This window comes from Sphingomonas benefaciens (assembly GCF_052907485.1).
Genome location: NZ_JBREIC010000001.1, coordinates 1,298,818 through 1,325,787 on the forward strand (window position 1 = coordinate 1,298,818; position 26,970 = coordinate 1,325,787).

Here is a 26,970-nt window from a genome sequence, read left to right on the forward strand (position 1 = left end):
CGGCCGCGGTCTTAGCGCAGCTTCTCGGTCCCGTTCATCAGCGCCGTCTTCTGCGCATCGGTCATCGCCGCGGCGTTGACGTCGGCGTCGTCGATCGCATCGGCCTGCTGCTCGCCGCTCTTGCGGATCTGCTTGGCCTGATCCTTCATATTGTCGGCCGCCTGCTCCATCGCGTCGGCGCGATTGTCATAGGCCTTTTCGACGTTCTTCGCGAGTTTGTCGTCGCCGTTGCCGCCGCAAGCGGCCAGCGACAGCGCCATGGCACCCAGCACGGCCGCAGCCATCGTCTTCTTCATGTCTCTTCCCCTGTTTGATGTCTGGTGTGAAAAAGGGCCGCCCCGCGCCTGGCGGGACGACCCTTGATCCGGTTGCCCGGCAGGACGGTCAGATGTCGTCGCCGAGCGCGCCCTTGACCTTGCCCTTGAACTGCTCGCCCTTGCCTTCGACCTGCTGGGCCTTGCCCTCGGCGGCCATGTCGGCGTCGTTGTTGTGGTTGCCGATGGCTTCCTTGACGTTGCCGATCGCTTCGTTGATGTTGCCCTTGATCTTGTCGGTCAGCTCGCCCATCACGGCCTCCTGCGCTTGATGCGGACCGGGGATCGGACCGCTTGATCTACCGCAAGAACAACGGGTTCGACCTCGTACCGGTTCCGTGACAAACTCGACAGACAGCGTCCATTTGCGACGAAACGTCGGCGGGCCGGCTCAGATCAGGCCGGCGAGCGGACTGGACGGGTCGGCGTAGCGACGCTGGCCCATGCGGCCGGCCCGATAGCTCAGCCGCCCGGCCTCGATCGCGGCGCGCATCGCGGCGGCCATCATCACCGGATCCTTCGCCTCGGCGATCGCGGTGTTCATCAGCACGCCGTCGCAGCCCAGCTCCATCGCGACCGCCGCATCGGAGGCGGTGCCGACGCCGGCATCGACCAGCACCGGCACCTTGGCGCCCTCGACGATCAGGCGGATGGTGACGCGGTTCTGGATGCCGAGGCCGGAGCCGATCGGCGCGCCGAGCGGCATGATCGCCACCGCACCCGCCTCTTCCAGCTGCTTCGCCGCGATCGGATCGTCGACGCAATAGACCATCGGCTTGAAGCCCTCGCGGACCAGCACCTCGGTCGCCTTCAGCGTCTCGCGCATGTCGGGGTAGAGCGTCTTCGCCTCGCCCAGCACCTCCAGCTTGACGAGATCCCAGCCGCCGGCCTCGCGCGCCAGGCGCAGCGTGCGGATCGCCTCGTCCGCGGTGAAGCAGCCGGCGGTGTTGGGCAGATAGGTGACTTTCTTGGGGTCGATATAATCGGTCAGCATCGGCGCCTTGGGATCGCTGACGTTGACCCGCCGCACCGCCACGGTGACGATCTCGGCGCCGCTCGCCGCCAGCGCGGCGGCATTCTGCGCAAAGTCCTTGTACTTGCCGGTGCCGACGATCAATCGCGAGCGGAAGGTGCGGCCTGCCACCGTCCAGCTGTCGTCGTCGATCGGCCGCGCGTGATCGCCACCACCCACGAAATGCACGATCTCGATATCGTCGCCATCCTCGACGCACACTTCGGCCAGCGTCGAGCGCGGCACCACCTCGAGATTGCGCTCGACCGCGACCTTCTCTGGCACCAGCCCTAGCTCGGAGGCGAGCTGCGCGAGGCTAAGGCCGGCCGGGACGCGCTTGTGCTCGCCATTGACGGTGATCGAGACGGTGCCATCGGTGTGGGGCATAATCGGAACTCCTTGCCGCCCCATCTAGGCGCCTTGGCCCCGGTGTCCACCTCTGCGCGGGATGATGTTCGCGCAACGCGGGGCACGCCGTTTTGCACCCGCCGGCAAAGGGCGGTAAGCCCGCCGCCATGTCCGACACCATCTTCGTCCTCAACGGCCCCAACCTCAACCTGCTCGGCCTGCGCGAGCCGGACATCTACGGCCACGACACGCTCGACGACATCGCCGGGCAGCTGGAGGATCGCGGCCGCGAGCTGGGTCTGGAGATCGACATGCGCCAGTCCAATCACGAGGGGCATCTGGTCGACTGGCTGCACGAGGCGCAGGTGCGGCAGGCGAAGGCGGTGCTGCTCAACGCCGGCGGCTTCACCCATACGTCGGTGGCGATCCACGATGCGATCAAGAGCGTGACGACACCCGTGATCGAGGTGCATCTGTCCAATCCGCACGCGCGCGAAAGCTTTCGGCACGAGAGCTTCGTCGGGCGGGCCGCCAAGGGAACCATCGCGGGCTTTGGTGCCTTGAGCTACATCCTCGCGCTTGAAGCAGCCGCGCGCTTCTGACAGGAGGCTCCGCCATGACTGATAACAACCAGAACGGCGCCCAGGGAGGCGCGATGCAGGTCGATGTCAACCTCGTGCGCCAGCTCGCCGAGCTGCTCGACGCCACCCACCTGACTGAGATCGAGGTCGAAGAGGGCGACCGCAAGATCCGCGTCGCGCGCAAGGCCGCCGCGGCCGCGGCCGCCGTCCACTATGCGCCGGCGCCCGCCGCCGCGCCTGCGCCTGCCGCCAGCGCACCGGCGACCGCCGAGGCCGGCGCCCCTGCCCCGACCGTCTCTGCCAATGCGGTCAAGTCGCCGATGGTCGGCACCGTCTACCTTGCCGCGGAACCGGGCGCCAAGCCGTTCGTCAGCGTCGGCCAGAGCGTGTCGCCCGGCGACACGCTGCTGATCGTCGAGGCGATGAAGGTGATGAACCCGATCACCGCCACCTCGGCCGGCACCGTCAAGCAGATCCTGGTCGAAAACGGCCAGCCGGTCGAATTCGACCAGCCGCTCGTCGTCGTCGAGTAAGGCGATGCGCCCCATCAAGAAGCTGCTGATCGCCAACCGCGGCGAGATCGCGCTGCGCATCCATCGCGCCTGTCACGAGATGGGCATCCAGACGGTCGCGGTCCATTCCACCGCCGATGCCGATGCGATGCACGTCCGCCTGGCGGACGAGGCGGTGTGCATCGGGCCGCCGGCGGCGACCGACAGCTACCTCAACATCCCCAACATCATCTCCGCCGCCGAAATCTCCGGCGCGGACGCGATCCATCCCGGCTACGGTTTCTTGAGCGAGAACGCCAAGTTTGCCGAGATCGTCGAGCTGCATAACCTGATCTTCGTCGGCCCGAAGCCGGAGCATATCCGCACCATGGGCGACAAGGTGGAGGCGAAGCGCACCGCCGGCGCGCTCGGCCTGCCGCTCGTCCCGGGCTCCGACGGCGCGATCAGCGACGTCGCCGAAGCGAAGGCGCTGGCCAGTCGCATCGGCTATCCGGTGATCATCAAGGCGGCGTCGGGCGGCGGCGGCCGCGGCATGAAGGTGTGCACCAGCGAAGATCAGCTCGAGACGCTGATGCAGCAGGCGGGCAGCGAGGCGAAGGCGGCGTTCGGCGACGCCACCGTCTATCTCGAAAAGTATCTGGGCAATCCGCGCCATATCGAATTCCAGGTGTTCGGCGACGGCAACGGCAACGCCATCCACCTCGGCGAACGCGACTGTTCGCTGCAGCGCCGCCACCAGAAGGTGCTGGAGGAGGCGCCCTCCCCCGTCATCACGCCAGAGGAACGCGCGCGGATGGGCGGCATCGTTGCCAAGGCGATGGCCGACATGGGCTATCGCGGCGCAGGAACGATCGAGTTCCTGTGGGAAGACGGCGAATTCTACTTCATCGAAATGAACACGCGGCTGCAGGTCGAGCATCCGGTGACCGAGATGATCACCGGCCTCGACCTCGTCCGTGAGCAGATCCGCGTCGCCGAGGGGCACCCGCTGACGCTGCGCCAGGAGGACGTGCAGTTCCGCGGCCATGCGATCGAATGCCGCATCAATGCCGAGGACCCACGCACCTTCGCGCCCTCGCCAGGTTTGGTGAAGCAATATCACGCGCCGGGCGGCATGCACGTGCGCGTCGATTCGGGGCTGTACGCGGGTTACAAGGTTCCGCCTTATTACGATTCGATGATCGCCAAGCTGATCGTCTACGGCACCACCCGCCAGGGCGCGTTGCGCCGCCTGCGCCGCGCGCTGGAGGAGTTCGTGATCGAAGGGATGAAGACCACCATCCCGCTGCACCAGGCCTTGCTCGACGACCCCGAATTCCAGGACGGTCAGTACACGATCAAGTGGCTGGAGGAATGGCTGGCGCGGCAGGACGCCTGAGACGCTGACGCCTCCCCGTTCGCGGGGAGGTGGCACCGCGACAGCGGTGACGGAGGGGGCTGGCCGCAAACGCACCGCATGTGGCCGCCCCCCTCCACCACGCCCCTTCGGGCGCGGTCCCCCTCCCCGCTAGCGGGGAGGATTGCTAAGGTGGCTGCATGAAAGCCACCATCTACCACAACCCGCGTTGCGGCACGTCGCGCAGCACACTCGCCATCCTCGAAGAGGCGGGCGCCGATGTCACCGTCGTCGAATATCTGAAGCATCCGCCGACGGTCGCCGAACTGTCGCGGCTATACGGCCTTGCCGGGATCAGCCCGCGCGACGGGCTGCGCGCGACCGAACCGGACGCCAAGGCGCTGATCGATGCCGGGGCCGACCATGCTACCATTCTGGAAGCGATGGCGATCAATCCGATCATCATCCAGCGGCCGCTGGTCGAGACCGACAAGGGCGTGGTGCTTGCCCGTCCGGCCGAACGGGTGCGCACCATCCTCTAGTCTGCTGAAAAAACGCGCAGATCGACAAGGTCTGCCCGTTTCTCGCGCAGTAAAATTGCGAGATTCCCCGTTGCTTGCAAGGGTCCGTTGCTGGCACAATCGGGCCACGGCGCGCGGGGTTGCGGGCGGGGTTCCAGCGAGGGGCGTAGACAGGTGAAGAAGGTCGAAGCCATCATCAAGCCGTTCAAGCTGGATGAGGTGAAGGAAGCGCTGCACGAGATCGGCGTCAGCGGCATCACCGTCACCGAGGCGAAGGGCTTCGGCCGCCAGAAGGGCCACACCGAACTGTATCGCGGCGCCGAATATGTCGTCGACTTCCTGCCCAAGGTGAAGCTGGAGGTCGTCGTCGACGATTCGCTCGCCGAACGCGTCGTCGAGGCGATCGCCGCCGCCGCGCAGACCGGCCGCATCGGCGACGGCAAGATCTTCGTCATCCCCGTCGAAACCGCGCTGCGCATCCGCACCGGCGAACGCGATGAAGCGGCGATCTGAATGATTTCCGTCACCCCAGCGAAAGCTGGGGTCTGCTTCAAACCACGAGACCCCAGCTTTCGCTGGGGTGACGCAAGGCGAAAGAAAGACTGACGACCATGGCGACGACCGCTTCGGACATTCTGAGCAAGATCAAGGACGAGGAGATCGAGTGGATCGATCTCCGCTTCACCGACCCCAAGGGCAAGTGGCAGCACCTCACCATGGTCGCCTCGATCCTGGGCGAGGACGAGCTGACCGACGGCCTGATGTTCGACGGTTCGTCGATCGCAGGCTGGAAGGCGATCAACGAGTCGGACATGATCCTGAAGCCCGATCTGGACGCGGTCTATACCGACCCGTTCTCGGCCACCCCGATGCTGATCGTCTTCTGCGACGTCGTCGAGCCGTCGACCGGTGAGCTCTACGCCCGCGATCCGCGCTCGACCGCCAAGCGCGCCGAGGCGTACCTCAAGACCACGGGCATCGGCGACACCGTCTATGTCGGCCCGGAAGCCGAATTCTTCATGTTCGACAACGTGCAGTTCGACACGAACTATGCCGGCTCCTACTTCAAGATCGACGACATCGAGCTGCCGACGAACACTGGCCGCGACTATGAGGGCGGTAACCTCGGCCACCGTCCACGCGCCAAGGGCGGCTATTTCCCGGTCGCGCCGGTCGACTCCGCGGTCGACATCCGCGGCGAGATGGTCTCGACCATGCTCGAGATGGGCCTGCCCTGCGACAAGCATCACCATGAGGTCGCCGCCGCGCAGCACGAGCTGGGCCTGACCTTCGGCACGCTGACCACCACCGCCGACCGCATGCAGATCTACAAGTATGTCGTGCATCAGGTCGCCCACGCCTACGGCAAGTCGGCGACCTTCATGCCCAAGCCGATCAAGGAAGATAACGGCTCGGGCATGCACACCCACTTCTCGATCTGGCAGGGCAAGGAGCCGCTGTTCGCCGGCAATGGCTATGCCGGCCTGTCGGACACCTGCCTGTATTTCATCGGCGGCATCATCAAGCATGCCAAGGCGATCAACGCCTTCACCAACCCGACCACCAACAGCTACAAGCGGCTGGTGCCGGGTTACGAAGCGCCGGTGCTGCTCGCCTATTCGTCGCGCAACCGCTCGGCCTCGTGCCGCATCCCGTACGGCACGGGCGCCAAGTCGAAGCGCGTCGAAGTCCGCTTCCCCGACGCGATGGCCAATCCCTACCTCGCTTATGCGGCGCTGATGATGGCCGGCCTCGACGGCATCCAGAACAAGATCCATCCCGGCGAGGCGATGGACAAGAACCTCTACGACCTGCCGCCGGCGGAACTGGCGCAGGTGCCGACCGTCTGCGCGTCCTTGCGCGAGGCGCTCGAGTCGCTGGGCGCCGACCACGACTTCCTGCTCAAGGGCGACGTCTTCTCCAAGGAGCAGATCGAGGCCTATATCGAGCTGAAGTGGGAAGAGGTCGCGCGCTGGGAAATGACCCCGTCGCCGGTCGAATACGACATGTACTACAGCATGTAAGACGGTCGCGTCGGTACGGCCCTGGCCGTGCCGACGCTGTCGCCTGCCATGGCCTCGCGAGGAGTGGCGCGGCGACGGCATACCCAGCGCCACGCCAAGAATAAGGGCGCCCGGATCGTTCCGGGCGCCCTTATGCATTTGATCGTGACCCGAACATCGGGCCGGCGGCTATTTCTGGCAGGCGACGATCGCGGCGATTACCGACAGCGTCTCTTCCGGATCGCGCACCTTGACGGTGTCGAGGCCCAGTTCCTTCGCCGGATAGTCGTTACCGCCCGGGAAGATCGCGTCGCCGATGAACATCATCTTGTCGAGCTGGATGCCGCTCGCATCGCGCAGCTTCTTCAGGCCATAGGCCTTGTCGACGCCCTCGCGAGTGATGTCGATCGAGGTCGCGCCGCCCATGTTGATCGACAGGCCGGGCAATCGCTTTTTTAGGTCGGCCTGGATCACCTTGCGCTTCTCGAACTTGGGGTCCCACTGTTCCTTGGCGTCGATCGGCGCCTGCTGGCCGAGCGCCGAGAAGGTGATCTGGCTGCCGCGGTCCTCGATCCGCTCGCCCCAGGTCTTCTCGGGCACGAAGCCGGTCGCCTCGAGCGATTCGTCGAACGCCTTCAGGATCTTGGCCTTGGTCTCGTCGTCGAACAGTTCGGCATAGACCGGCGACCAGGCGCCGTCGCGATGCGTATAGAGCTTGGTGCCGGTGGTCGGCATCAGCCACAGCTTCGACAGATCGGCGCGCGGCGGCAGGCGGCTTGCCACCTGCTTGTCGAACTGCGGCCAGTCACCGCCCGAGATTACCGCGACATGCGCGACGCCGAGCAGGTCGGCCAGCGCCTCCCCCATCGGCTCCTGCAAGGGCTGCTTGCTCTCGGCCAGCGTTCCGTCGAGGTCGAAGGCAACCAGCTCTTTCATGCACTTACTCCAATTCGGGGGAAGATCAGGGTGTCGATCGCATGGGCGACGCCATCGGCGTCATTGCCGCTGGTGACCGCGTCGGCCAGTGCCTTCACGCCGTCGGGCGCATTGCCCATGGCCACGGCGAAACCGGCGCGTTCCAGCATCGGCACGTCGTTGAACTGGTCGCCGATCGCCGCCACCGCATCGAGCGGCTGGTCGAAGGCGCGGGCCAGCGCGATCATGCCGTCGCCCTTGTTGCCGGCGAGCGCGGTGACGTCGAGATAATAGACCTGGCTCTGCACGATCGTCGCGCGATCGCCGAACGCCGGCGCACACTTATCCGCCAACGCCTTGAGCAGCGCGTGGTCGTCGCTGACGAAGGTGATCTTGTCGGCGCGTTCGAGATAGGGCGTGAAATCGTCGGTGACGACGGGGTCCTGGTTCGACGCCAGCCGCTCGTGGGCGACATGCTCGCCTTCGTCGGTCGAGGCATACCAGCGATCGTCGGCGAACACCCAGGTGTCGACCGCCTCTCCGTTCGCCAGATCGAGCACGCCGCGCACCACCTCCGGGTCAACGACATGATGCTCGTCGACGGTACCGTCGCGGCGGAAGATGATGCCGCCGTTGAACGCCGCCATCGGCGCGTCGATGCCGAGCGTGTCGGCGATCGGCATGATCCCCGACCGGGGACGCGCGCTGATCACGGTGAAGCCGACGCCCGCCTGCTCCAGTCGCAGCACGGCATCGGTGGTCGCCGGGGTCAGTTGCTTGCTCTTGTCGACCAGGGTCCCGTCGATGTCGGACACGACAAGCCGGATCGGCGTCATTGCGGGATCTCGACGTGTCCGCCGAAGCCGAAGCGCATCGCCGACAGCACCTTGTCGCCGAAGGTATGCTCGACGCGGCTGCGATAGCGCGCGAACAGCGAGGCGGTCAGCACGTTGGCCGGCACCTTCTCCTCCATCGCCGCATCGATCGTCCATTGGCCCTCGCCCGAGTCGGCGACGCTGCCGGTGAATTGTTCGAGCTTGCCGTCCTTGGCGAGGGCAATCGCGGTCAGGTCGAGCAGCCAGGACGAGATCACGCTGCCGCGCCGCCATACTTCAGCCACGTCGGTCAGGTTGATGTCGAAGCGCTCGTCCTCGGGCAACTTGTCGCTGCTCTTGCCCTTCAGAATGTCGAAGCCCTCGGCATAGGCCTGCATCAGGCCGTATTCGATGCCATTGTGGATCATCTTGACGAAGTGGCCCGCACCCGCCGGCCCGGCATGGATATAGCCCTTTTCCGCGCGCGGATCGTCGCCCTCGCGGCCCGGCGTGCGCGGGATCGAGCCATAGCCCGGCGCCAATGCCTCGAAGATCGGGTCGAGCATCGTCACGGTGTCGTCGTCGCCGCCGATCATCATGCAATAGCCGCGCTCCAGCCCCCAAACACCGCCCGACGTGCCGACGTCGACATAATGGACGCCCTTGTCGCGCAGCCCCTTCGCGCGGCGGATGTCGTCCTTGTAGAAGGTGTTGCCGCCGTCGATGATGACGTCGCCTTCGCGCGCATCCTCCGCGATCGCCGCGATCGTGTCCTCGGTCGGGCCGCCGGCGGGCAGCATCACCCACCAGATCGCCGGACTGTCCAGCTTGTCGCGCATGTCCTGCAGCGAGGTCGCGGCGATCGCGCCGTCCGCGGCGAGCTTGTCGACCGCCTCCTTGGCGCGATCGAAGGCGACGACCTCATGCCCCGCCTTCATCAGCCGCCGCGCGATGTTGCCGCCCATGCGGCCGAGTCCGACCAAACCGATCTTCATGGAATATACGTCCTGCTGGGAAGGATGATGCACGGACAAACTCCGCCGCGGCTCAAGTGTTGCGCCGCGGCGGAGCCGGATGCGTCAGGCCGTGGCCGGCTGCTTCGCCGCGATCGAGCCGAGCAGGTCGTCGAACGCTTTGGCAAAGGAGGCGACACCCTCCTCGACCAGCCGATCGGTGACGCCGTTCAGGTCGAGGCCGAGCCGCTCGACTTCCGCCAGCACGTGGCGGGCATCGTCGACGTCGGCGGTCAGCGTCTCCGCCACCGTGCCGTGGTCGCGGAACGCGTCCATCGTCGCGGGCGGCATCGTGTTGACGGTGTCGCGGCCGATCAAAGTGTCGACGTAGAGCGTGTCGGGATAGGCCTTGTCCTTGACCCCGGTCGACGCCCACAGCAGCCGCTGCGGCTGCGCACCCTTGGCGGCGAGCGCCTGCCAGCGGTCCGACTTCTCGAAGTCGAGGAACCATTGATAGGCGAGCTTGGCGTTGGCGATCGCGACCTTGCCGCGCAGCGCCTTGAGCGCCGTCGATTCCGGATCGTTCTCGGCGACGCGGCGGTCGATCTCCTTGTCGATCGTCGAATCGATACGGCTGACGAAGAAGCTGGCGACGCTGGCGATCCGGTCGATCGGCTGGCCCTGGCGGACGCGCTCCTCGAGACCGGTCGCATAAGCCTCGGCGACACGGATGTACGCGTCCTTCGAGAAAAGCAGCGTGACGTTGACGTTGATCCCCTTGGCGATCGTCGCGCTGATCGCGGGTGCGCCAGCCGGCGTGCCGGGGATCTTGATCATCAGGTTCGGCCGGTCGACCGCGTGCCACAGCTTCTCAGCCTCGGCGATCGTCGCATCGGTGTCGTCGGCGATATAGGGCGAGACCTCAAGGCTGACATAGCCGTCCTTGGCGTCGAGCCGGTCGTAGACCGGCTTCAGCGTCTCGGCCGCGGCCTTGATGTCCTGGATCGCCAGCGCCTCGTAGCGGTCGATCGTCGCCGCGCCGGGATGGCTCTTGTCGAATTCGGCGAGCGTCTGGTCATAGGCGTCGCCGTGACCCATCGCCTTTTCGAAGATCGACGGGTTGGAGGTGACGCCGGTCAGCCCGTCCTCGTCGACCAGCTTCTGCAGGCCGCCGGCCTCCAGGAACTTGCGATCGACGAAGTCCAGCCACACCGCGGTGCCGGCCTGGCTCAGGTCCTTGAGCGTGCTCATCACTTCGTCTCCAGCATCTCTTTGGCCACCTTGACGACGTTGTCGACGGTGAAGCCGTATTTGTCCTGCAGCTTGGATATGGGGGCGGAGGCGCCGAACGTCGACATGGTGATCTGGCGACCTTCGTAGCCGACGTAGCGGTCCCAGCCGATCGGCCCGGCCTGTTCGACGGCGAGGCGCGCCTTGACCGCCTTGGGCAGCACGCTTTCCTTATATTCGTCCGACTGGAGTTCGTAGCGGTACCAGCTCGGCAGGCTGACGACGCGGCTGTTGACGCCCTCTGCCTTCAGCTTTTCATGCGCCTGCACCACCAGCGCGAGCTCGCTGCCGGTCGCGAGGAGGATCACGTCGGGCGTCCCGTCGCTGTCGGCGAGCACGTAGCCGCCCTTCAGCACGCCGTCCGCCGGTGCATATTTCTCGCGGTCGAGCGTCGGCAGCGCCTGGCGCGAGAAGATCAGCGCAGTCGGCCGGCTGGCATCCTCCAGCGCGGCGCGCCAGGCATAGGCGACCTCGTTGGCGTCGCCCGGGCGGATCGTGTCCAAGCCGGGGATCGCGCGCAACGAGGCGAGATGCTCGATCGGCTGGTGCGTCGGGCCGTCCTCGCCGACGCCGATCGAGTCGTGGGTGAACACCCAGATGCTCGCCAGCTCCATGATCGCCGACAGGCGGATCGGCGGCCGCATATAGTCGGCGAAGACCAGGAAGGTGGAGCCATAGGCGCGCAGGTGCGACAGCGACATGCCGTTGACCACGGCGCCCATGCCATGTTCGCGGACGCCGAAGTGGAAGTTCTGACCGCCGTAGTTCGACGCCTCGAAACTGTCCTTGCCCTTGATGTCGGTCTTGGTCGACGGCGCCAGGTCGGCCGAACCGCCGATCAGCCACGGCAATTTTCCGACCAACGCGTTGAGCACCTTGCCGCCCGAATCGCGGCTGGCGAGGCCCTTCTCGTCGGCCGGGAACACCGGCACGTCCGCATCCCAGTCGGCGGGCAGCTTGTCCTTCAGCATCAGGTCGAGCTCGGCGGCCAGATCGCCATGCTCGGCGCGATAGCGATCGAAGGTCGCGACCCACTCGTCGCGCAGCTTGCCGCCGCGATCCTTCAACGTGCCGTTCAGATGCTCACGCACGCCGTCGGGAACGTAGAAGTCCCTGTCTTCCGGCCAGCCATAGGCGCGCTTGGTCGCCTTGACGTTGTCGACGCCGAGCGGCTCGCCATGCGCCTTCTCGCTGCCGGCCTTGGGGCTGCCCCAGCCGATGACGGAATGGACGACGATGAACGTCGGCTTGTCGTTCGTCGCCTTGAACGTCTCGATCGCCTTGGCGAAGGTGGCGGTGTCATTGGCGTCGTCGACGTGGATGACGTTCCAGCCATAGGCCTGGAACCGCTTGCCGACATCCTCGTCGAACGCGAGATCGGTCGATCCCTCGATCGAGATGTGGTTGCTGTCGTAGATCCAGCACAGGTTCGACAGCTTCAGATGGCCGGCGATGCTCGCCGCCTCGGACGCGACGCCCTCCATCATGTCGCCGTCGCCGCACAGCGCATAGACGTCATGGTCGAACAGCGTGAAGCCCGGCTTGTTGTAGCGCGCCGCCAGCCAGCGCTCGGCGATCGCCATGCCCACCGAATTGCCCGCACCCGCGCCCAGCGGACCGGTGGTCGTCTCGACGCCGGTGGTGTGGCGATATTCGGGGTGACCGGGCGTCTTCGACGATAGCTGGCGGAAGCCCTCGATGTCGGCGAGGCTGACCGCCTCCTTGCCCGTCTTGTTGCCGTCCGCGTCGATCTCCTCGATCCCGGCCAGGTGGATCAGGCTGTACAGCAGCATCGACGCATGGCCGACCGACAGCACGAAGCGGTCGCGGTTCGGCCAGTCGGGATGCGCCGGATCGTAGCGCAGAAACTGCGACCACAGCGTATAGCCGACGGGCGCGAGCGCCATCGGCGTGCCGGGGTGGCCGGAATTCGCCTTCTGCACGGCATCCATCGCCAGGGTGCGGATCGTATCGATCGTCAGCCGCTCGATCGAACCGTCCTCGCGAAAGGTGTCTTGCGCAGGCGCGCCGGTGGTGATGGTGTCGGACATGGAAAAGGGGCCTCGCTCTTGTCGCGGGTCGAACGCGGCGCGCCCGATCCGGTTGCCTGTCTCGGCGCGGCCTTAGCTCGCCCCGTCGCCCCGTTCCAGCCGCGAAACGACTGCGGCCTCGGCGACATAGGCGGCGTCGACCTGGTCGAGGAACAGGCCGTGCCCCAGCACGCCCGGAATGGCGTCGAGCCAGCGCGCCAGGGCGCGCGCGTCGGCCAGGTCGAACCGGCAATCCGCGACCAGATTGCCGTTGTCCGTTAGATAGGGCCGGTCGCCCGCCATCCGCAGCACCGCGGCCTCGCCGAGCTCCCGCAGCACGAAGGCGCGCGCGAACGGCAGGATTTCGACCGGCACCGGTGCCTTCGTTCCGATCGCCGCCACCCGCTTGCTACCGTCCGCGATCACCACCATCCGATCGGACGCTTCGGCGACCACCTTCTCCCGCAGCATCGCCCCGCCCGCCCCTTTGACCGCGTAGAGGCGCGCGTCGATCTCGTCGGCACCGTCGATGGTCAGGTCGATGCGCGGCACATCGGCGAAGTCGAGGACGACGATGCCCAGCGACTCGGCGAGCGTCGCACTGGCATGCGAGGTCGCCACCGCCCGGATCGCGAGCCCTCCGGCGACCCGCTCGCCGAGCCGGCGGATCGCATGGGCGGCGGTCGATCCGGTCCCCAGCCCGATCAGCATGCCGTCCCGCACCTCCTCGATCGCGGCCGCCGCGGCCGTATCCTTGTCCCCGTCGCTATCTGTCTGTACCGCCATGATTTACGTCCGCCTTGCTGCCCCACTGCGACAATTTGCGACACTTATAACGCCCCCATCGGCTTGCATTTCCGCCGTTTTGCCCGGCATTGGACATGTGCATGCAACCAAAGACCCCGATGACGGATTATCGCGCGGTCGCGGTCGCGCGGACCGAAGACACTGCCGGGTGAACCACTTGACCACATCATCGAATCGCAGGCTCCGAGCGTCGGCCGGAGTCGCCACCAGCGCCGCCGTCCTCGCCCTGGCGTTCACCCTTTCCGCTTGTGGCGGCGGTCACTCCGAACAGAAGGGCAAGGGCGGCCCCGGCGGCGCAGCCGGTCCCGCCACCGTCGGCTATGTCGTGGTACAGCCGTCGAGCGCCGCGATGGTCACCGAACTCGCCGGGCGGACCAACGCCTATGAAAGCTCGGACGTGCGGCCGCAGGTCAACGGCATCATCCGTCGCCGTTTCTTCACCGAGGGCACGATCGTCCGCAAGGGTCAGCCGCTCTACGAGATCGATCCGCGCCTGTATCGCGCCTCGGTCAACCAGGCGCGCGCCAATCTGTTGAGCGCCCAGGCCAATGCCGAAGCGACGCGCATCCAGGCGGACCGCTATCGCCCACTGGCGCAGATCGAGGCGGTGTCGAAGCAGGAATATACCAACGCCGTCGCCTCCGCACGCCAGGCCGCCGCCTCGGTCGCGCAGAACCAGGCCGCGCTGGAAACGGCGCGCGTCAACCTCAGCTTCACGACGGTGCCCGCGCCGATCACCGGACGGATCGGCCGCTCGCTCTACACCGTCGGCGCGCTGGTTTCCGCCAGCCAGACCGATCCGCTGGCGCAGATCCAGCGGCTCGATCCGATGTTCGTCGACATCCAGCAATCCGCCGCCGACCTGCTCAGCCTGCGCCGCAGCCTGGCGCAGGGGGGCGTCACGCCCGCCTCGGCGCAGGTGCGGCTGATCCTGGAGGACGGCAGCGACTATGGCCAGACCGGCACCGTCGAATTCGCCGAAACCGTGGTCGACACGCAGACCGGCACCGTGACGCTGCGCGCGCGCTTCCCCAATCCGCAGGGTCTGTTGCTGCCCGGCATGTTCGTCCGCGCCCGCTTCGCGCAGGCGATCAACACCAATGCCTTCCTGGTGCCGCAGCAGGCGATCTCACGCGATCCGAAAGGCAATGCGACGCTGTTCGTCGTCGGCCCGAACAACAAGGCGGTGCAGCGCACCGTCACCGCCGACCGCACCCAAGGCACCAATTGGGTCGTCACCAAGGGGCTCAACGCCGGCGACAAGATCATCACCCAGGGCCTTGCCAACGTGAAGCCGAACCAGGCGATCAAGCCGGTGCCGGCGAACAGCCCGCAACAGGTCAAGCCGCCCTCCCCCGAGGAGATGAAGAAGGCCCAGGAAAAGGGCGGCGCCGCCGGCAAGGGCGGGCGCTGAGCCGATGATCAGCCGCATCTTCATCGATCGCCCCATCTTCGCATGGGTGCTGGCGATCATCACCATGATGGCGGGCATCGGCGCGATCCTGTCGCTGCCGATCGCGCAATATCCCGACGTCGCGCCGCCGCAGGTGTCGATCCGCGCCACCTTCCCCGGCGCATCGGCACAGACGCTGCAGAATTCGGTGACGCAGGTCATCGAACAGCAGCTGACCGGCATCGACGGCCTGCTCTATTTCCAGTCCTCCTCGTCCAGCCGCGGCGCGGTGACGATCACCGCCACCTTCGACAAGGGCACCGATCCGGACATCGCCCAGGTCCAAGTGCAGAACCAGGTCCAGCAATCGGTCGCGCGCCTGCCGCAGCAAGTGCAGCAACAGGGCCTCGTCGTCCGCAAGTCGAATCCGGACTTCCTGCTGATCGCCGGCGTCTATGACGAGACCGACCGGATGACCAACCAGGACGTCTCCGACTATCTCGTCTCCAACCTGCAGGACCCGCTGGGCCGTATCCAAGGCGTCGGCGACACCAACGTCTTCGGCTCGCAATATGCGATGCGCATCTGGCTCAACCCGGAACGGCTCGCCTCCTATCAGCTGATGCCGTCCGACGTCATCACCGCGATCCAGAACCAGAATACCGAAGTCGCGGCCGGTGAAGTCGGCGGCCTGCCGATGCCGACGACGCAGATGCTGAACGCGACGGTCACCGCGCAGTCGCGCCTGCAGACGCCAGAGCAATTCCGCGAGATCATCGTCAAGACGCTGAACAACGGCGCCACCGTGCGCCTGTCCGACGTCGCGCGGATCGAGCTCGGCGCCGAAAGCTATGCCGCGGTCAGCCGCGTCAACCGCCACCCCGGCGCCGGCATCGCGGTGCTGCTCGCACCGGGCGCCGACGCGCTGAAGACCGCCGAACTGGTCAAGGCCGAGGTCAACCGGATCGCCAAGGGCTTCCCGGCCGGCCTGAAGGTCGCCTACGCCAACGACACCACCGCCTTCATCAAGCTGTCGATCGAGGAAGTGGTCAAGACGCTGGTCGAGGCGATCATCCTCGTCGTCATCGTCATGTTCGTCTTCCTGCAAAGCTGGCGCGCGACCCTGATCCCGACGATCGCGGTGCCGGTGGTGCTGCTCGGCACCTTCGCGGTGTTCAAGTTCGCCGGCTTCTCGATCAACACGCTGACCCTGTTCGGGTTGGTGCTTGCGATCGGTCTGCTGGTCGACGACGCGATCGTGGTGGTCGAGAACGTCGAACGCCTGCTCGACGAAAATCCCGACATGACGCCGCGCGAGGCGACGATCGAGTCGATGAACGAGATCAGCGTCGCGCTGATCGCGATCGCGCTCGTTCTGTCGGCGGTATTCCTGCCGATGGCGTTCTTCGGCGGGTCGACCGGCGTCATCTACCGACAATTCTCGGTAACCGTGGTCGCCGCGATGGTGCTGTCGGTGCTGGTCGCGCTGATCCTGTCGCCCGCCCTGACCGCGACCCTGCTCAAGCAGAAGAAGAAGGAGGGCGAGGATGGGGGCTGGCTGGAGCGCAAGCTGCCGCGCGTCGCGCACGCGCTTGATCGCGCCAAGCACGGCTTCAACGACCGGTTCGATCGCGGGATCGAGCGCTACACCGTCGCCGTCCGCCACGTTGTCGACCGCAAATGGCTGTTCCTGCTGATCTACGTCGGCATCGTCGCGCTGCTCGCGGTGCTGTTCCTGCGCCTGCCGACGGGCTTCCTGCCGACCGAGGACCAGGGTGCCGCGCTGGTCCAGTTCCAGCTGCCCGCGGGCGCGACCCAGGGTCGCACGCTCGAGGTGCAGCGCCAGGTCGAGAAATATTTCGCCGACAATGAAGGCGCCAATACGTCGGTGATGTTCACCGTCGCCGGCGGCGGCGGCGGCGGCACCAGCGGCCAGAACACCGGCCAGGGCTTCCTCAACCTCACCGACTGGGCCGATCGCAAGGGCAAGGAGAATACCGCCGACGCCATCACCGCCCGCGCCTCTGCCGCCTTCCGCGGCCTGCGCGATGCGCGCGTCTATGCGCTGGTGCCGCCGGCGGTGCGCGGCCTCGGCCAGTCGAACGGCTTCACCATGGAGCTGCAGAACACCAGCGGCATGAGCCAGGACAAGTTCGAGGCGGTGCGCGACCAGTTGCTCGCCGCCGCCAATGCCGACCCGACGATGACGTCGGTGCGCCTGACCGAGCTGCCGGACATCGCGACGCTGCAGGTCAATATGGACAACCAGAAGCTCGCGGCGCTGGGTCTGACGCAGAGCCAGGCCAATTCGACGCTGTCGACCGCCTGGGGCGGCCAGTACGTCAACGACTTCATCGACCGCGGCCGCGTCAAGCGCGTCTATGTCCAGGGCGATGCGCCCTATCGGGCCGAGCCGGACGATCTGAAACAGTGGTTCGTGCGCGGGTCGAACAATCAGATGGCGCCCTTCTCGTCCTTCTCGACGATCAGCTGGGGCCAGGCGCCCACCACGCTGTCCCGGTTCAACGGCATTCCGTCGTTCGAATTCCAGGGCTCCGCCGCCGCCGGTAAGAGCTCGGGCGACGCGATGGCGAGGATGGCCGAACTCGCCGCCAAGATCCCCGGCGTGTCGGTCGCCTGGGCAGGATTGTCCTACCAGGAACGGCTGTCCTCGGGCCAGGCGCCGCTGCTCTATGCGCTGTCGATCGCGGTCGTCTTCCTCTGCCTCGCGGCATTGTACGAAAGCTGGTCGATCCCGTTCGCGGTGCTGCTGATCATCCCGCTCGGCCTGATCGGCGCGATCGCCTTCGTCACGCTGCGCGGCCTGACCAACGACGTCTATCTGCAGATCGGCCTGCTGACGACGATGGGCCTCGCCGCGAAGAACGCGATCCTGATGATCGAATTCGCCGAGCAAGCGGAAAAGCAGGGCAAGCGCGTCATCGACGCCGCGCTGGAAGCCGCGCGCATCCGTCTCCGCCCGATCCTGATGACCAGCTTCGCCTTCATCTTCGGCGTGCTGCCGCTGGCGATCTCGACCGGCGCGGGCGCCAACAGCCGCATCGCGATCGGCACCGCGGTGATCGGCGGCATGCTGACCGCGACGGTGCTGGCGATCTTCTACATTCCGCTGTTCTTCGTGCTCGTCCGCCGCGGCGTGCGCGACGGCCTCGCCAAGCTGCGCGGCAAGCCGACCGGCCATCACGATGCCCGTGACGACCAGCCGCCTGCCCCGCCGATGCCCCCCGCCGAGCCGGAGCCCGCCTGATGCGCCGCCTGATCCTGTCCTCGCTGATTGGCGCGACGATGCTGTCGGGCTGTTCGATGGAGCCGAAGTACGTGCGGCCCGACCTGCCGGTGCCGCCGTCCTGGCCGGTCGGCGATGCCTATCTGCGCCAATCGGAGGCGGCGCTGCCGGCGCTCGGCTATCGCGACGTGTTCCGCGATCCGCGGCTGCAGGCGATCATCGACCAGGCGCTCGCCAACAACCGCGACCTGCGCACCGCCGCCGCCAATATCGTCGCGGCGCGGGAACAATATCGCATTCAGCGCGCCAATCTGCTGCCGACGATCAACGCCACCGGCCGCTACACCTATTCGGGCGGCGGCAACGGCACGACGACCGTCGCAAGCAGCGGCGACAGCGGCACCAACACCGGCACCGGCACCGGCACCGGCACCGGCGGTGTCGGAACCGGCACGGGCACGGGCACGGGCACGGGCACCGGCGGCACCGGAACGGGCACCTCGACCGGCGGCACGGGCAGCACCGGCACCGTCACCACCACCAGCCGATCGGGCAGTGCCTATTCGGTCAGCCTCGGCACCACCGCCTTCGAACTCGACCTGTTCGGCCGCATCCGCTCGCTGTCGCGCGCCGCGCTCGACCGCTATTTCGCGACCGAGGCGGCAGCGCGCGCGACCCGGCTGACCCTGGTCGGCGAGGTCGCCTCCGCCTGGCTGACCTATGCCGCCGATCGCAGCCTGCTCAAGATCGCGCAGGATACCGCCACCAGCGCGCAGAAATCGGTGCAGCTGACTCGCGCCCGGCTCGAGGGCGGCGTCAGCGCCCGCACTGATCTCACCCAGGCGCAGCAGATCCTGGAAACCGCCAACGCCGATCTCGCCGAACAGACGACGCTGGTCGCGCAGGACGTCAATGCGCTGCAACTGCTCGTCGGCGCCCCGGTCGATCCGGCACTGCTGCCCGACAGCATCGACACCGCCGGCGCGACCATCGTCAACGTGCCCGCCGGGCTCGACAGCGGCGTGCTGCTGCGCCGCCCCGACGTCGTCCAGGCGGAATATACGCTCCGTTCCTACAATGCGCAGATCGGCGCTGCCCGCGCGGCCCTGTTCCCGCGCATCTCGCTGACCGGGCTGGTCGGCTTCGCCAGCGACGCGCTGCGCACGCTGTTCGCCGGCGGCGCGTTCAACTATTCGGTCGCGCCCTCGGTCAGCTATCCGATCTTCCAGGCGGGCGCCGGGCGCGCCAACGTCCGCTATACCGAGGCGCAGCGCGACGCCGCCTTGGCGACCTATGAGAAGACGATCCAGACCGCCTTCCAGGAGACGGCCGACGCGCTGGCACGGCAGGGTACGATCGATGCACAGCTGCGCGCCAACAGCAACTTCCGCGCCGCCGCCGCCGACACGCTGCGGCTGACCAATGCGCGCTATCAGGGCGGCATCGACACCTTCCTGTCCAGCCTCGATGCGCAGCGCTCCTTCTATTCGGCGCAGCGCACGCTGGTCGCGACGCAGCTGACCGCTGCGACCAACCGGGTCACGCTGTATCAGGCGATCGGCGGCGATTCGTCACTGGAGGCGGCCGCGGACGGCCCCAGGCCGGTGACGCCGAGCGGCGCTCCCCGACCGCAGCAACCGGCCACGGCGGCGCGGTGACCGAACTGGTACGGGACGCGGCGTCCCGTACCGTCCTGTCCGGTCAGTCCTTGGTGCCGCCGCGCAGAGGGGCGACGGCATCGCGGCCGATCGCCATGATCATCTCGCTGATCTCACGCGCCTGATCCATCGCACGCTGGCCCTGACCGCGCAGATACTCGCCCTGGATGCGCATCACGTCGCTCAGGTCGCGGGCCTGTGCCGCCTCGCGCATCGCGGCGAATGCCTCGTGCGTGTTCCGCTCCGCCTGTTCGATCATCTTCAGGCCGATCGCCTGGCCGCCTTCGGCGACCTGTTGTCCGGATGCCCGCATCGCCTCGCCTGCGCGGCGTGCCGGATCGACGACATGGTCGGCGAAGCCGTCGCGCGCGCGCCGGGCAGCCTGCTGCCAATCTTCGGTCGTGCCGGTGGCTTCTCCGTTTCCGTTCGCCGCATCGTCCGCCATGCTGTCCTCCAGATATGCCGTGGATCAGGCGGATCGCCGCCTGTTCCGGTCCAACGCGCGGCGGGGCCGGGCGTTGCCGTCTGGGTCACACGTCGCCGATGCAGCGCAGGACCAAAGCGAAGCCGGTGCCAGTCAGTGCCAGCCGCGTCCCGTTCTGCCCGTCATCGTCGCCGGCGTGGACCAGACCGTGCTCGACCAGCACCGCCAGCCAGCGCTGCGCGACTAGCGGCCGGATGCCCGCCGCCGCCGCCGCCGCATCGAGCCGCAGTTCGCGCCCTTCCTCATAGGCGATGAAGGTCGCGAGCAGCAGGTCCCAGCTGGGCTCGCCGAACAGTTCGGCCAACGTCCCCGCGGCCGCATCGCGGGCGCGACGCTGGGCGAACAGCACGCGTGCGCGCTCGACGTCGCTCGGCTCTTCGGGGCCGGAAGGGACTTCGGCGACGATCTCGCCACGCCCGCGCCGCGCGACGTTGCGCACCCGCGCCAGCGCGGCGGCCAGCCGTTCGAAGTCGTCGCGGTCGCGCTCCGGCCAGCGCAGCAAGCGGATGTCGGCAGTCATGGGTAATTCGATCCGATCAAGGCAGCGGCGACCAGTCCGGGTCGCTGCCAAAGCGCGCCACGCGACGTCGGTGACGGACCGCCCCCACGGCGAGCAGCAACAGCATCGGATAGGCGATCTTGCCGCTGGCGCCGGCGTACATCCACGGCACCAGTGTCGGCTGGATCGCCTTCACCCCGTGGATCGCGATGGCGAGGAAGTGCAGCGCGCTGACGTAGAGCGGCCAGTAACGGTCCGCCCGCAGTGCGATGCCGACCAGCCCGCCGAGCATGGCGACATCGACCAAAAGCAGCATCGGCTCGAGCCGGCCGAAGGGACGCAAGGCGTCGGAAAAGGGGGCGGCGAAGGTCGCCGCCGCGCCCAAGATGAAGACCAGCGCCGTCCAGCGTTCCGGCGCGCCACCGGCATAGAAGGCGATGGCGCAAGTCAGCAGCAGCGTCAGGTTGAAGACGATGACGTGGGTCATGGCTCGGCCGATCGATGGAGCAAGCAAGGACCGGCCAAGCCATGAGCCCTAGGCAGCGATGCGCAGCGGAGCGACATCGACACCCGACGGGGCGAAAGCGGGCTTCGGCTTTTCGTCGCCGAAGCTCGTTTCGAACCCGATCTGCTTGCCGACCTTTTCGATGACGCGATGGCCGGCGACGGTGTGGCCGCGCGCGGCGCCGATCGCCAGGATCGCCTGGCCGAGCACTTCGAACGCCTGCTGCCCCGCGATCGCCGGCAGATTGGCGGCGGCGCGGGCACGGGGCAGCGCGGCGAGCAATTCGCCGCCGGTGGCGAACGCCTCGTCCAGCTGGGTTTCCAGCCGCCACAGCAACTGCGCCACCAATTCGGCCGCGGCCTGCGAGTTCGCGTGAGACATAGCCACCTTTCCACCCGATGCCGGGTCCTGTTCGAGGGTCAGGAAAGGGTGCGCGAGACGGCCTCAATGAGACCGGTCAGCGCCTGGAGGCCCGTCATCAGCATGCCGAAACCGACGGCAATGCCGAGTGCGATGACCGGCATCCAGATCAACCGGTCGCCGACCGACAGGTCGTTGCCGCGTTGCCCTTTCCGCCGGAAGGGCAACCGAATTCCCGGGGAGCGCGCTGTCAGCGACGGCTCCCCGGTCACCCCCGGTTGCCTGGCGAACGTGTCGTCCGGCGAAGTCGGGAATGGCAGGTCGGCCGGGAGCGCCGCCAGCCGCGCAGAATCACCCCCCATTTTGTCGGGGGCGGTCACGGCAGGCACGAATTCCGCCTTGGCAGCCTCCGTCGCCGTCGAGTCGCCGGCCGCGGCACGTGACGCTTCATGTTCCGCCAATAGCAGCGCCGCGTCGCGGCGGTTGCGCGCGCCCAGGATGCGCACCGCCTCGGTCAGATAGCCGTCAACCGTCGACTTCTCGACGCCCAGGGCCGCCGCGATCTCCTTGGACCCCAGCAAGGCGCGAACGCCGCGCAGGCATTCGCGATGGCGTTTGGTCAGGCGGTCGAATCGCGCGTCATCGCCCGCTGGCGCGTCCACGATCGGCGATGCCGCCGCGCCCGACGGCGCCTGGCCGCCGCCGCCGTCTTCCCGAATGTCAGCCCCGCTCGTCACGCCATGTCCCAATCCCGCTGACCTGCCGGCCCCGATAACATGCTTAACCGGCTCGGCAAAAACCGGCGCTTTGTCCCTCATGCCCCGCGCCATCGTACATCGGTTGACGCGCCGCGTCATCGTCCCGCGCTGGCACGGCCGAAAAGCACGGGTGGCGGGCGGCGCGGAAAGCCGGCACCATCGCGCTCGCCCGCCGCCTGAGAACCGGATCATGCCCCGCCTGCCCCGCGCCCTGCTTGCCAAGACCATCCTCGCGATCGCCGTGCTCGGGACTGCGGCCGGCACGACGCTGTCGCGGGCGCCGGCCTCGGTGGCTGCCGCCGCCGCACCGATACCCGCGCCGGCACCGGCGCGCGTCGTGGCGGTCGCACCGACACCGTCGCCGCGGCCCAGCACGCTGCCGACGCCGGCCGCGGCCATGACGATCAAGCGCGTGCTCGACATCGGTCCAATCAAGTTCGGCGAGTATGCCTGGGACGACGAGGGCGTGCCCGACGGGCCGCTGATCATCACCGTCGATCTCGCCGCACAGACGCTGTCGGTGTTCCGGGACGGGTACGAGATCGGCGCGGCCGCGATTCTGTACGGCACGGATGACAAGCCGACCCCCCTCGGCACCTTCCCGATCACCCAGAAGGATGCCGACCACGTCTCGACGCTCTATCATGCTCCGATGCCCTATATGCTTCGGCTGACCAATGACGGCGTCTCGATCCATGGGACGGAGGTCGCTTGGGGCTATGCGACGCACGGCTGCGTCGGCGTGCCGACGGCGTTTGCCAAGAAGCTGTTCGCCGTCGCCAAGCTCGGCGATCGCGTCATTGTCACCCGCGGGCGGGTGCTGACCGCGTCGAACCGCTGAACCACTGAACCGCTGAACCGCTGAACCGCTGAACCGCAAGGTGTTTTTCACCCATTTATATGATCTCGATGCAATCAAAGTGATTTGATTGAGACAGGTCGTATGGGATTGGTTACCTCCGGCAAGGTAAGCAGGACTGCGCTATTTTTGCCTGGAGGTAATATGCTCGAGCGAGACGCGGACGCCGCCAGGCTGGACACACTGGCCCAATATGGCTTGCTCGACACCCCGCCCGAACGCCAGTTCGACGCGATCGTCGAGTCGGCCCGCCAGCACACTAACACGCCGATTTCCACCATCTCGCTGATCGACGCACGGCGGCAGTGGTTCAAGGCGCGGCTCGGCCTCGATTCGCAGGAAGGGCCGCTGTCCGAATCCTTCTGTGCGCACGCCATCGAAAGCGACGCGATGCTGGTCGTGCCCGACGCGACGCAGGACGCACGCTTCCGCGACTTTCCCAATGTCACCGGCGGCACCGCCATCCGCTTCTATGCCGGCGCGCCGCTGAAAATGCGCAACGGCGAGCGGATCGGCACCCTGTGCGTCGTCGACGTCGTGCCACGCGAAGGGCTGGACGACGAGGAACGCGCGGCGCTGGAGGATCTTGCCCGCCGCACCGTCGCCGCCTTCGAGCTACGCCGCGACCTTATCGAATCGGGTCACGAACCGGCTACGACCGCCGCCGATCGCCGAGCCTGGCTGACCCAGGCGTCGGCCTATCTCGCCAAGGCCTGGGCGGCGCTCGACCAGGTCGGCGCGACCGCGCCGATCGCGCATCTGGAACAGGTCATCGTCGACGTCGACGCGCTTCGGCTGGCGAGCGAATAGCGATCCAAAATCAGCGGGATGCGGCCGGTGCCCGGCGCCTGCGCGGCGGGTCCGCGCGGGCAACCCCATTCGCACCGATGTGAAGACTTTCCCCGCCGGTAACCCCTTGCTAAGGCCCGCGCGACGACAGGCTTAGCCAAGCGCTCCTCGCGCGCCCGCGCGGTGTCCCCGACGCCGCCGCCCCAGGCGCGAAATCGAGCCAGACAGAAGGGACACGACATGACCGCCATCGGCCAGGACAGCCTCAAGACCCGCACGACGCTCGACGTCGGCGGCAAGGCCTACGATTATTTCAGCCTCGCCAAGGCGGCGGAAAAGTTCGGCGACATCAGCCGCCTGCCCTTCTCGATGAAGGTGCTGCTGGAAAACATGTTGCGTTTCGAGGACGGCAAGACCGTCACCGAGGAGGACGTCAAGGCGATCGTCGACTGGCAGCAGGAACGCCGCAGCGACCGCGAGATCCAGTATCGCCCGGCGCGCGTGCTGATGCAGGATTTCACCGGCGTGCCCTGCGTCGTCGACCTCGCCGCGATGCGCGACGCGATCACCAAGCTCGGCGGTGACGCGGCCAAGATCAACCCGCAGGTTCCCGTCCACCTCGTCATCGACCATAGCGTCATGGTCGACGAATTCGGCACGCCCAAGGCGTTCGAGGACAATGTCGACCTCGAATATCAGCGCAACGGCGAACGCTACGAGTTCCTGAAATGGGGGTCGAAGGCGCTCAACAACTTCCAGGTCGTGCCGCCGGGCACCGGCATCTGCCACCAGGTGAACCTGGAATATGTCAGCCAGGCGATCTGGTCGTCGACCGAAAGCGGCGACTTCGCCAATGGCACCGCCGCGATCGCCTATCCCGACACGCTGGTCGGTACCGACAGCCACACGACGATGGTCAACGGCCTCGGTGTGCTCGGCTGGGGCGTCGGCGGCATCGAAGCGGAAGCGGCGATGCTCGGCCAGCCGGTGTCGATGCTGATCCCCGAAGTCGTCGGGTTCAAGCTGACCGGCGCGCTGAAGGAAGGCATTACCGCCACCGACCTGGTGCTCACCGTCACCCAGATGCTGCGCGCCAAGGGCGTCGTCGGCCGCTTTGTCGAATTCTACGGCCCGGGCCTGTCGTCGATGACGCTCGCCGACCGTGCGACCATCGCCAACATGGCGCCCGAATATGGCGCTACCTGCGGCTTCTTCCCGATCGACGACAAGACGATCGAATACATGCGCCTGACCGCGCGTCCGGAAGAGACGATCGCGCTGACCGAAGCCTATGCCAAGGCGAACGGCTTCTGGCGCCATGACGATGCCGCCGATCCCGTGTTCACCGACACGCTGGAGCTCGACATGGGCACCGTCACCGCGTCGCTCGCCGGCCCGAAGCGTCCGCAGGACCGCGTCAGCCTGACCAAGGTCGACGAGGTGTTCAACGGCGACCTCGCCAAGCTGTACCACAAGGATCGGCCCGAGCGCGTCGCGGTCGCCGACCGCGGCCATGACATCGGCGACGGGGACGTCGTCATCGCCGCGATCACCAGCTGCACCAACACGTCGAACCCGTCGGTGCTGGTTGCCGCCGGCCTCGTCGCGCGCAAGGCCAACGCGCTCGGCCTGAAGCCTAAGCCCTGGGTCAAGACCAGCCTCGCCCCGGGTTCGCAGGTCGTCACCGACTATCTCAACAAGGCCGGCCTGACCCAGGACCTCGACGCGATCGGCTTCAATCTGGTCGGCTATGGCTGCACCACCTGCATCGGCAATTCCGGCCCGCTGCCGGGTCCGATCTCGGCCGCGATCAACGAGAACGACCTCGTCGCCGCCTCCGTCCTGTCGGGCAACCGCAACTTCGAGGGCCGCGTCTCGCCCGACGTGCGCGCCAACTTCCTCGCCTCGCCGCCGCTCGTCGTCGCCTATGCGCTGAAGGGCACGGTGACGCAGGACATGGTCGAGACTCCGCTCGGCCAGGGCAAGGACGGCCAGGACGTGTTCCTGAAGGACGTCTGGCCGTCGAACCAGGAAGTCGCCGAGGTGATGGCGGCGAACATCGACGACGAGATGTTCCGCAGCCGCTACGGCAACGTCTATGCCGGCGACGAGAAGTGGCGCCAGATCGACGTCACCGGCTCGGCGACCTACAGCTGGCCGACCGGATCGACCTATGTCGCCAACCCGCCGTATTTCGAGGGCATGGAGATGACCCCGAAGCCGGTCACCGACATCATCGAGGCCAAGCCGCTGGCGATCCTGGGCGATTCGATCACCACCGATCACATCAGCCCGGCCGGCTCGATCAAGGCCGACAGCCCCGCCGGCCAGTGGCTGACCGAGCGTCAGGTCGCGCGCAAGGACTTCAACAGCTATGGCGCGCGTCGCGGCAACGACCATGTCATGGTCCGCGGTACCTTCGCCAACATCCGCATCAAGAACGAGATGGTGCCGGGCGTCGAAGGCGGCATGACGCAATATGACGGCGAGGTGATGCCGATCTACGATGCGGCGATGCGCCACAAGGCGGACGGAACGCCGCTCGTCGTCGTCGCCGGCAAGGAATATGGCACCGGCTCGTCGCGCGACTGGGCGGCAAAGGGCACGAACCTGCTCGGCGTCCGCGCGGTGATCACCGAAAGCTTCGAGCGTATCCACCGGTCGAACCTGGTCGGCATGGGCGTGCTGCCGCTGCAGTTCGCCGATGGCGTCACCCGCCAGACGCTGAAGCTGGACGGCACGGAGACGTTCACGATCACCGGCGTCGCCAATCTGCGGCCGCGCCAGACCGTCGAGGTGACGCTGAAGCGCGCCGACGGCAGCACCGAGACGTTCGAGACGCGCTGCCGGATCGATACCGTCAACGAGCTGGAATATTTCCTCAACGGCGGCATCCTGCAGTACGTGCTGCGCAAGCTCGCCGCCTGATCCCATCGGTGACGACGAACACGGGGGAGGTGCCGCGAGGCGCCTCCCCTTTT

26 protein-coding genes are annotated in these 26,970 nt (G+C 67.1%); 12 read left to right on the forward strand and 14 right to left on the reverse strand.

The window, feature by feature from the left end:
• Positions 1–11: 11 nt before the first annotated feature.
• The 3 genes from ACU5AX_RS06435 to thiS all read right to left on the reverse strand — a co-directional run bounded on the left by ACU5AX_RS06435 (position 12) and on the right by thiS (position 1,713).
• Positions 12–296 (reverse strand): hypothetical protein, encoded by a 285-nt coding sequence (locus tag ACU5AX_RS06435; RefSeq protein WP_446690104.1) that lies wholly within the window; start codon positions 294–296, stop codon positions 12–14.
• A gap of 88 nt (positions 297–384) precedes the next feature.
• Positions 385–567, reverse strand: a complete 183-nt coding sequence (locus ACU5AX_RS06440) for a CsbD family protein (RefSeq protein ID WP_446690105.1) — start codon at positions 565–567, stop codon at positions 385–387.
• A gap of 138 nt (positions 568–705) precedes the next feature.
• Positions 706–1,713 carry a sulfur carrier protein ThiS gene (thiS, locus tag ACU5AX_RS06445; RefSeq protein ID WP_446690106.1) on the reverse strand — a complete coding sequence of 336 codons (1,008 nt, stop codon included), beginning with the start codon at positions 1,711–1,713 and terminating at the stop codon, positions 706–708.
• A 128-nt stretch (positions 1,714–1,841) separates the two neighbouring features.
• Between thiS and aroQ the strand changes: the two genes are divergently transcribed.
• The 6 genes from aroQ (at position 1,842) to glnA (ending at position 6,648) form a co-directional block, all read left to right on the forward strand.
• A complete protein-coding gene (gene aroQ / locus ACU5AX_RS06450) occupies positions 1,842–2,276 on the forward strand; it encodes a type II 3-dehydroquinate dehydratase (protein WP_446690107.1) in 435 nt (144 codons plus the stop codon).
• A gap of 14 nt (positions 2,277–2,290) precedes the next feature.
• A complete protein-coding gene (gene accB, locus ACU5AX_RS06455) occupies positions 2,291–2,788 on the forward strand; it encodes an acetyl-CoA carboxylase biotin carboxyl carrier protein (protein WP_446690108.1) in 498 nt (165 codons plus the stop codon).
• 4 nt (positions 2,789–2,792) lie between these two features.
• Entirely contained in the window at positions 2,793–4,145 is a 1,353-nt protein-coding gene (gene accC / locus ACU5AX_RS06460) for an acetyl-CoA carboxylase biotin carboxylase subunit (protein WP_446690109.1), read from the forward strand.
• Between the two features lie 158 nt (positions 4,146–4,303).
• Entirely contained in the window at positions 4,304–4,645 is a 342-nt protein-coding gene (locus ACU5AX_RS06465; protein ID WP_446690110.1) for an arsenate reductase family protein, read from the forward strand.
• 153 nt (positions 4,646–4,798) lie between these two features.
• Positions 4,799–5,137, forward strand: coding sequence for a P-II family nitrogen regulator (locus ACU5AX_RS06470; RefSeq protein WP_198352131.1), 339 nt, complete (start codon positions 4,799–4,801; stop codon positions 5,135–5,137).
• Between the two features lie 98 nt (positions 5,138–5,235).
• On the forward strand, positions 5,236–6,648 hold the full coding sequence (gene glnA, locus ACU5AX_RS06475) for a type I glutamate--ammonia ligase (protein ID WP_446690111.1): 1,413 nt from the start codon (positions 5,236–5,238) through the stop codon (positions 6,646–6,648).
• A 168-nt stretch (positions 6,649–6,816) separates the two neighbouring features.
• Here the strand turns inward: glnA and ACU5AX_RS06480 are convergent, their stop codons facing one another.
• The 6 genes from ACU5AX_RS06480 to rpiA form a co-directional block, all read right to left on the reverse strand.
• Positions 6,817–7,563, reverse strand: a complete 747-nt coding sequence (locus ACU5AX_RS06480) for an HAD-IIB family hydrolase (protein ID WP_446690112.1) — start codon at positions 7,561–7,563, stop codon at positions 6,817–6,819.
• Entirely contained in the window at positions 7,560–8,357 is a 798-nt protein-coding gene (locus ACU5AX_RS06485; protein WP_446690113.1) for a Cof-type HAD-IIB family hydrolase, read from the reverse strand. The genes ACU5AX_RS06480 and ACU5AX_RS06485 overlap by 4 nt, the downstream gene beginning before the upstream one ends.
• A gap of 17 nt (positions 8,358–8,374) precedes the next feature.
• Positions 8,375–9,385: a phosphogluconate dehydrogenase (NAD(+)-dependent, decarboxylating) gene (gnd, locus tag ACU5AX_RS06490; RefSeq protein WP_446690114.1), complete on the reverse strand. Its 1,011-nt coding sequence runs from the start codon at positions 9,383–9,385 to the stop codon at positions 8,375–8,377.
• A gap of 51 nt (positions 9,386–9,436) precedes the next feature.
• Positions 9,437–10,561, reverse strand: coding sequence for a transaldolase (gene tal / locus ACU5AX_RS06495; protein WP_446690115.1), 1,125 nt, complete (start codon positions 10,559–10,561; stop codon positions 9,437–9,439).
• A complete protein-coding gene (tkt, locus tag ACU5AX_RS06500; RefSeq protein ID WP_446690116.1) occupies positions 10,561–12,651 on the reverse strand; it encodes a transketolase in 2,091 nt (696 codons plus the stop codon). The genes tal and tkt overlap by 1 nt, the downstream gene beginning before the upstream one ends.
• A gap of 72 nt (positions 12,652–12,723) precedes the next feature.
• Complete coding sequence (gene rpiA, locus ACU5AX_RS06505) at positions 12,724–13,416, reverse strand: ribose-5-phosphate isomerase RpiA (protein ID WP_446690117.1); 693 nt, start codon at positions 13,414–13,416, stop codon at positions 12,724–12,726.
• Between the two features lie 178 nt (positions 13,417–13,594).
• On the opposite strand from rpiA, the gene ACU5AX_RS06510 reads away from it, so the two are divergent.
• Genes ACU5AX_RS06510 through ACU5AX_RS06520 form a run of 3 tightly spaced genes read left to right on the forward strand, consistent with a single transcriptional unit; the run spans position 13,595 to position 19,735 of the window.
• Positions 13,595–14,851 (forward strand): efflux RND transporter periplasmic adaptor subunit, encoded by a 1,257-nt coding sequence (locus tag ACU5AX_RS06510; protein ID WP_332837871.1) that lies wholly within the window; start codon positions 13,595–13,597, stop codon positions 14,849–14,851.
• Between the two features lie 4 nt (positions 14,852–14,855).
• Entirely contained in the window at positions 14,856–18,098 is a 3,243-nt protein-coding gene (locus ACU5AX_RS06515) for an efflux RND transporter permease subunit (RefSeq protein ID WP_446690118.1), read from the forward strand.
• A complete protein-coding gene (locus ACU5AX_RS06520) occupies positions 18,098–19,735 on the forward strand; it encodes an efflux transporter outer membrane subunit (protein ID WP_446690119.1) in 1,638 nt (545 codons plus the stop codon). Before ACU5AX_RS06515 ends, ACU5AX_RS06520 begins: the two co-directional genes overlap by 1 nt.
• A 43-nt stretch (positions 19,736–19,778) precedes the next feature.
• Here the strand turns inward: ACU5AX_RS06520 and ACU5AX_RS06525 are convergent, their stop codons facing one another.
• The 5 genes from ACU5AX_RS06525 to ACU5AX_RS06545 form a co-directional block, all read right to left on the reverse strand.
• The gene (locus tag ACU5AX_RS06525; protein ID WP_446690120.1) at positions 19,779–20,180 is read right to left on the reverse strand and encodes a phasin family protein; all 402 of its coding nucleotides are present in this window, start codon (positions 20,178–20,180) and stop codon (positions 19,779–19,781) included.
• 85 nt (positions 20,181–20,265) lie between these two features.
• Positions 20,266–20,739: a hypothetical protein gene (locus tag ACU5AX_RS06530; protein ID WP_446690121.1), complete on the reverse strand. Its 474-nt coding sequence runs from the start codon at positions 20,737–20,739 to the stop codon at positions 20,266–20,268.
• Positions 20,740–20,755: 16 nt separating this feature from the next.
• A complete protein-coding gene (locus tag ACU5AX_RS06535; protein ID WP_446690122.1) occupies positions 20,756–21,205 on the reverse strand; it encodes a hypothetical protein in 450 nt (149 codons plus the stop codon).
• Between the two features lie 48 nt (positions 21,206–21,253).
• Positions 21,254–21,604, reverse strand: a complete 351-nt coding sequence (locus tag ACU5AX_RS06540; RefSeq protein WP_446690123.1) for a hypothetical protein — start codon at positions 21,602–21,604, stop codon at positions 21,254–21,256.
• A gap of 38 nt (positions 21,605–21,642) precedes the next feature.
• Positions 21,643–22,401, reverse strand: coding sequence for a helix-turn-helix domain-containing protein (locus tag ACU5AX_RS06545; RefSeq protein ID WP_446690124.1), 759 nt, complete (start codon positions 22,399–22,401; stop codon positions 21,643–21,645).
• A 130-nt stretch (positions 22,402–22,531) separates the two neighbouring features.
• Between ACU5AX_RS06545 and ACU5AX_RS06550 the strand changes: the two genes are divergently transcribed.
• The 3 genes from ACU5AX_RS06550 to acnA all read left to right on the forward strand — a co-directional run bounded on the left by ACU5AX_RS06550 (position 22,532) and on the right by acnA (position 26,917).
• Positions 22,532–23,182 (forward strand): L,D-transpeptidase family protein, encoded by a 651-nt coding sequence (locus ACU5AX_RS06550; protein ID WP_446690125.1) that lies wholly within the window; start codon positions 22,532–22,534, stop codon positions 23,180–23,182.
• 162 nt (positions 23,183–23,344) lie between these two features.
• Positions 23,345–24,010, forward strand: a complete 666-nt coding sequence (locus ACU5AX_RS06555) for a GAF domain-containing protein (RefSeq protein WP_198352115.1) — start codon at positions 23,345–23,347, stop codon at positions 24,008–24,010.
• A 219-nt stretch (positions 24,011–24,229) separates the two neighbouring features.
• Complete coding sequence (acnA, locus tag ACU5AX_RS06560) at positions 24,230–26,917, forward strand: aconitate hydratase AcnA (RefSeq protein WP_446690126.1); 2,688 nt, start codon at positions 24,230–24,232, stop codon at positions 26,915–26,917.
• The last annotated feature ends 53 nt before the right edge of the window (positions 26,918–26,970 follow it).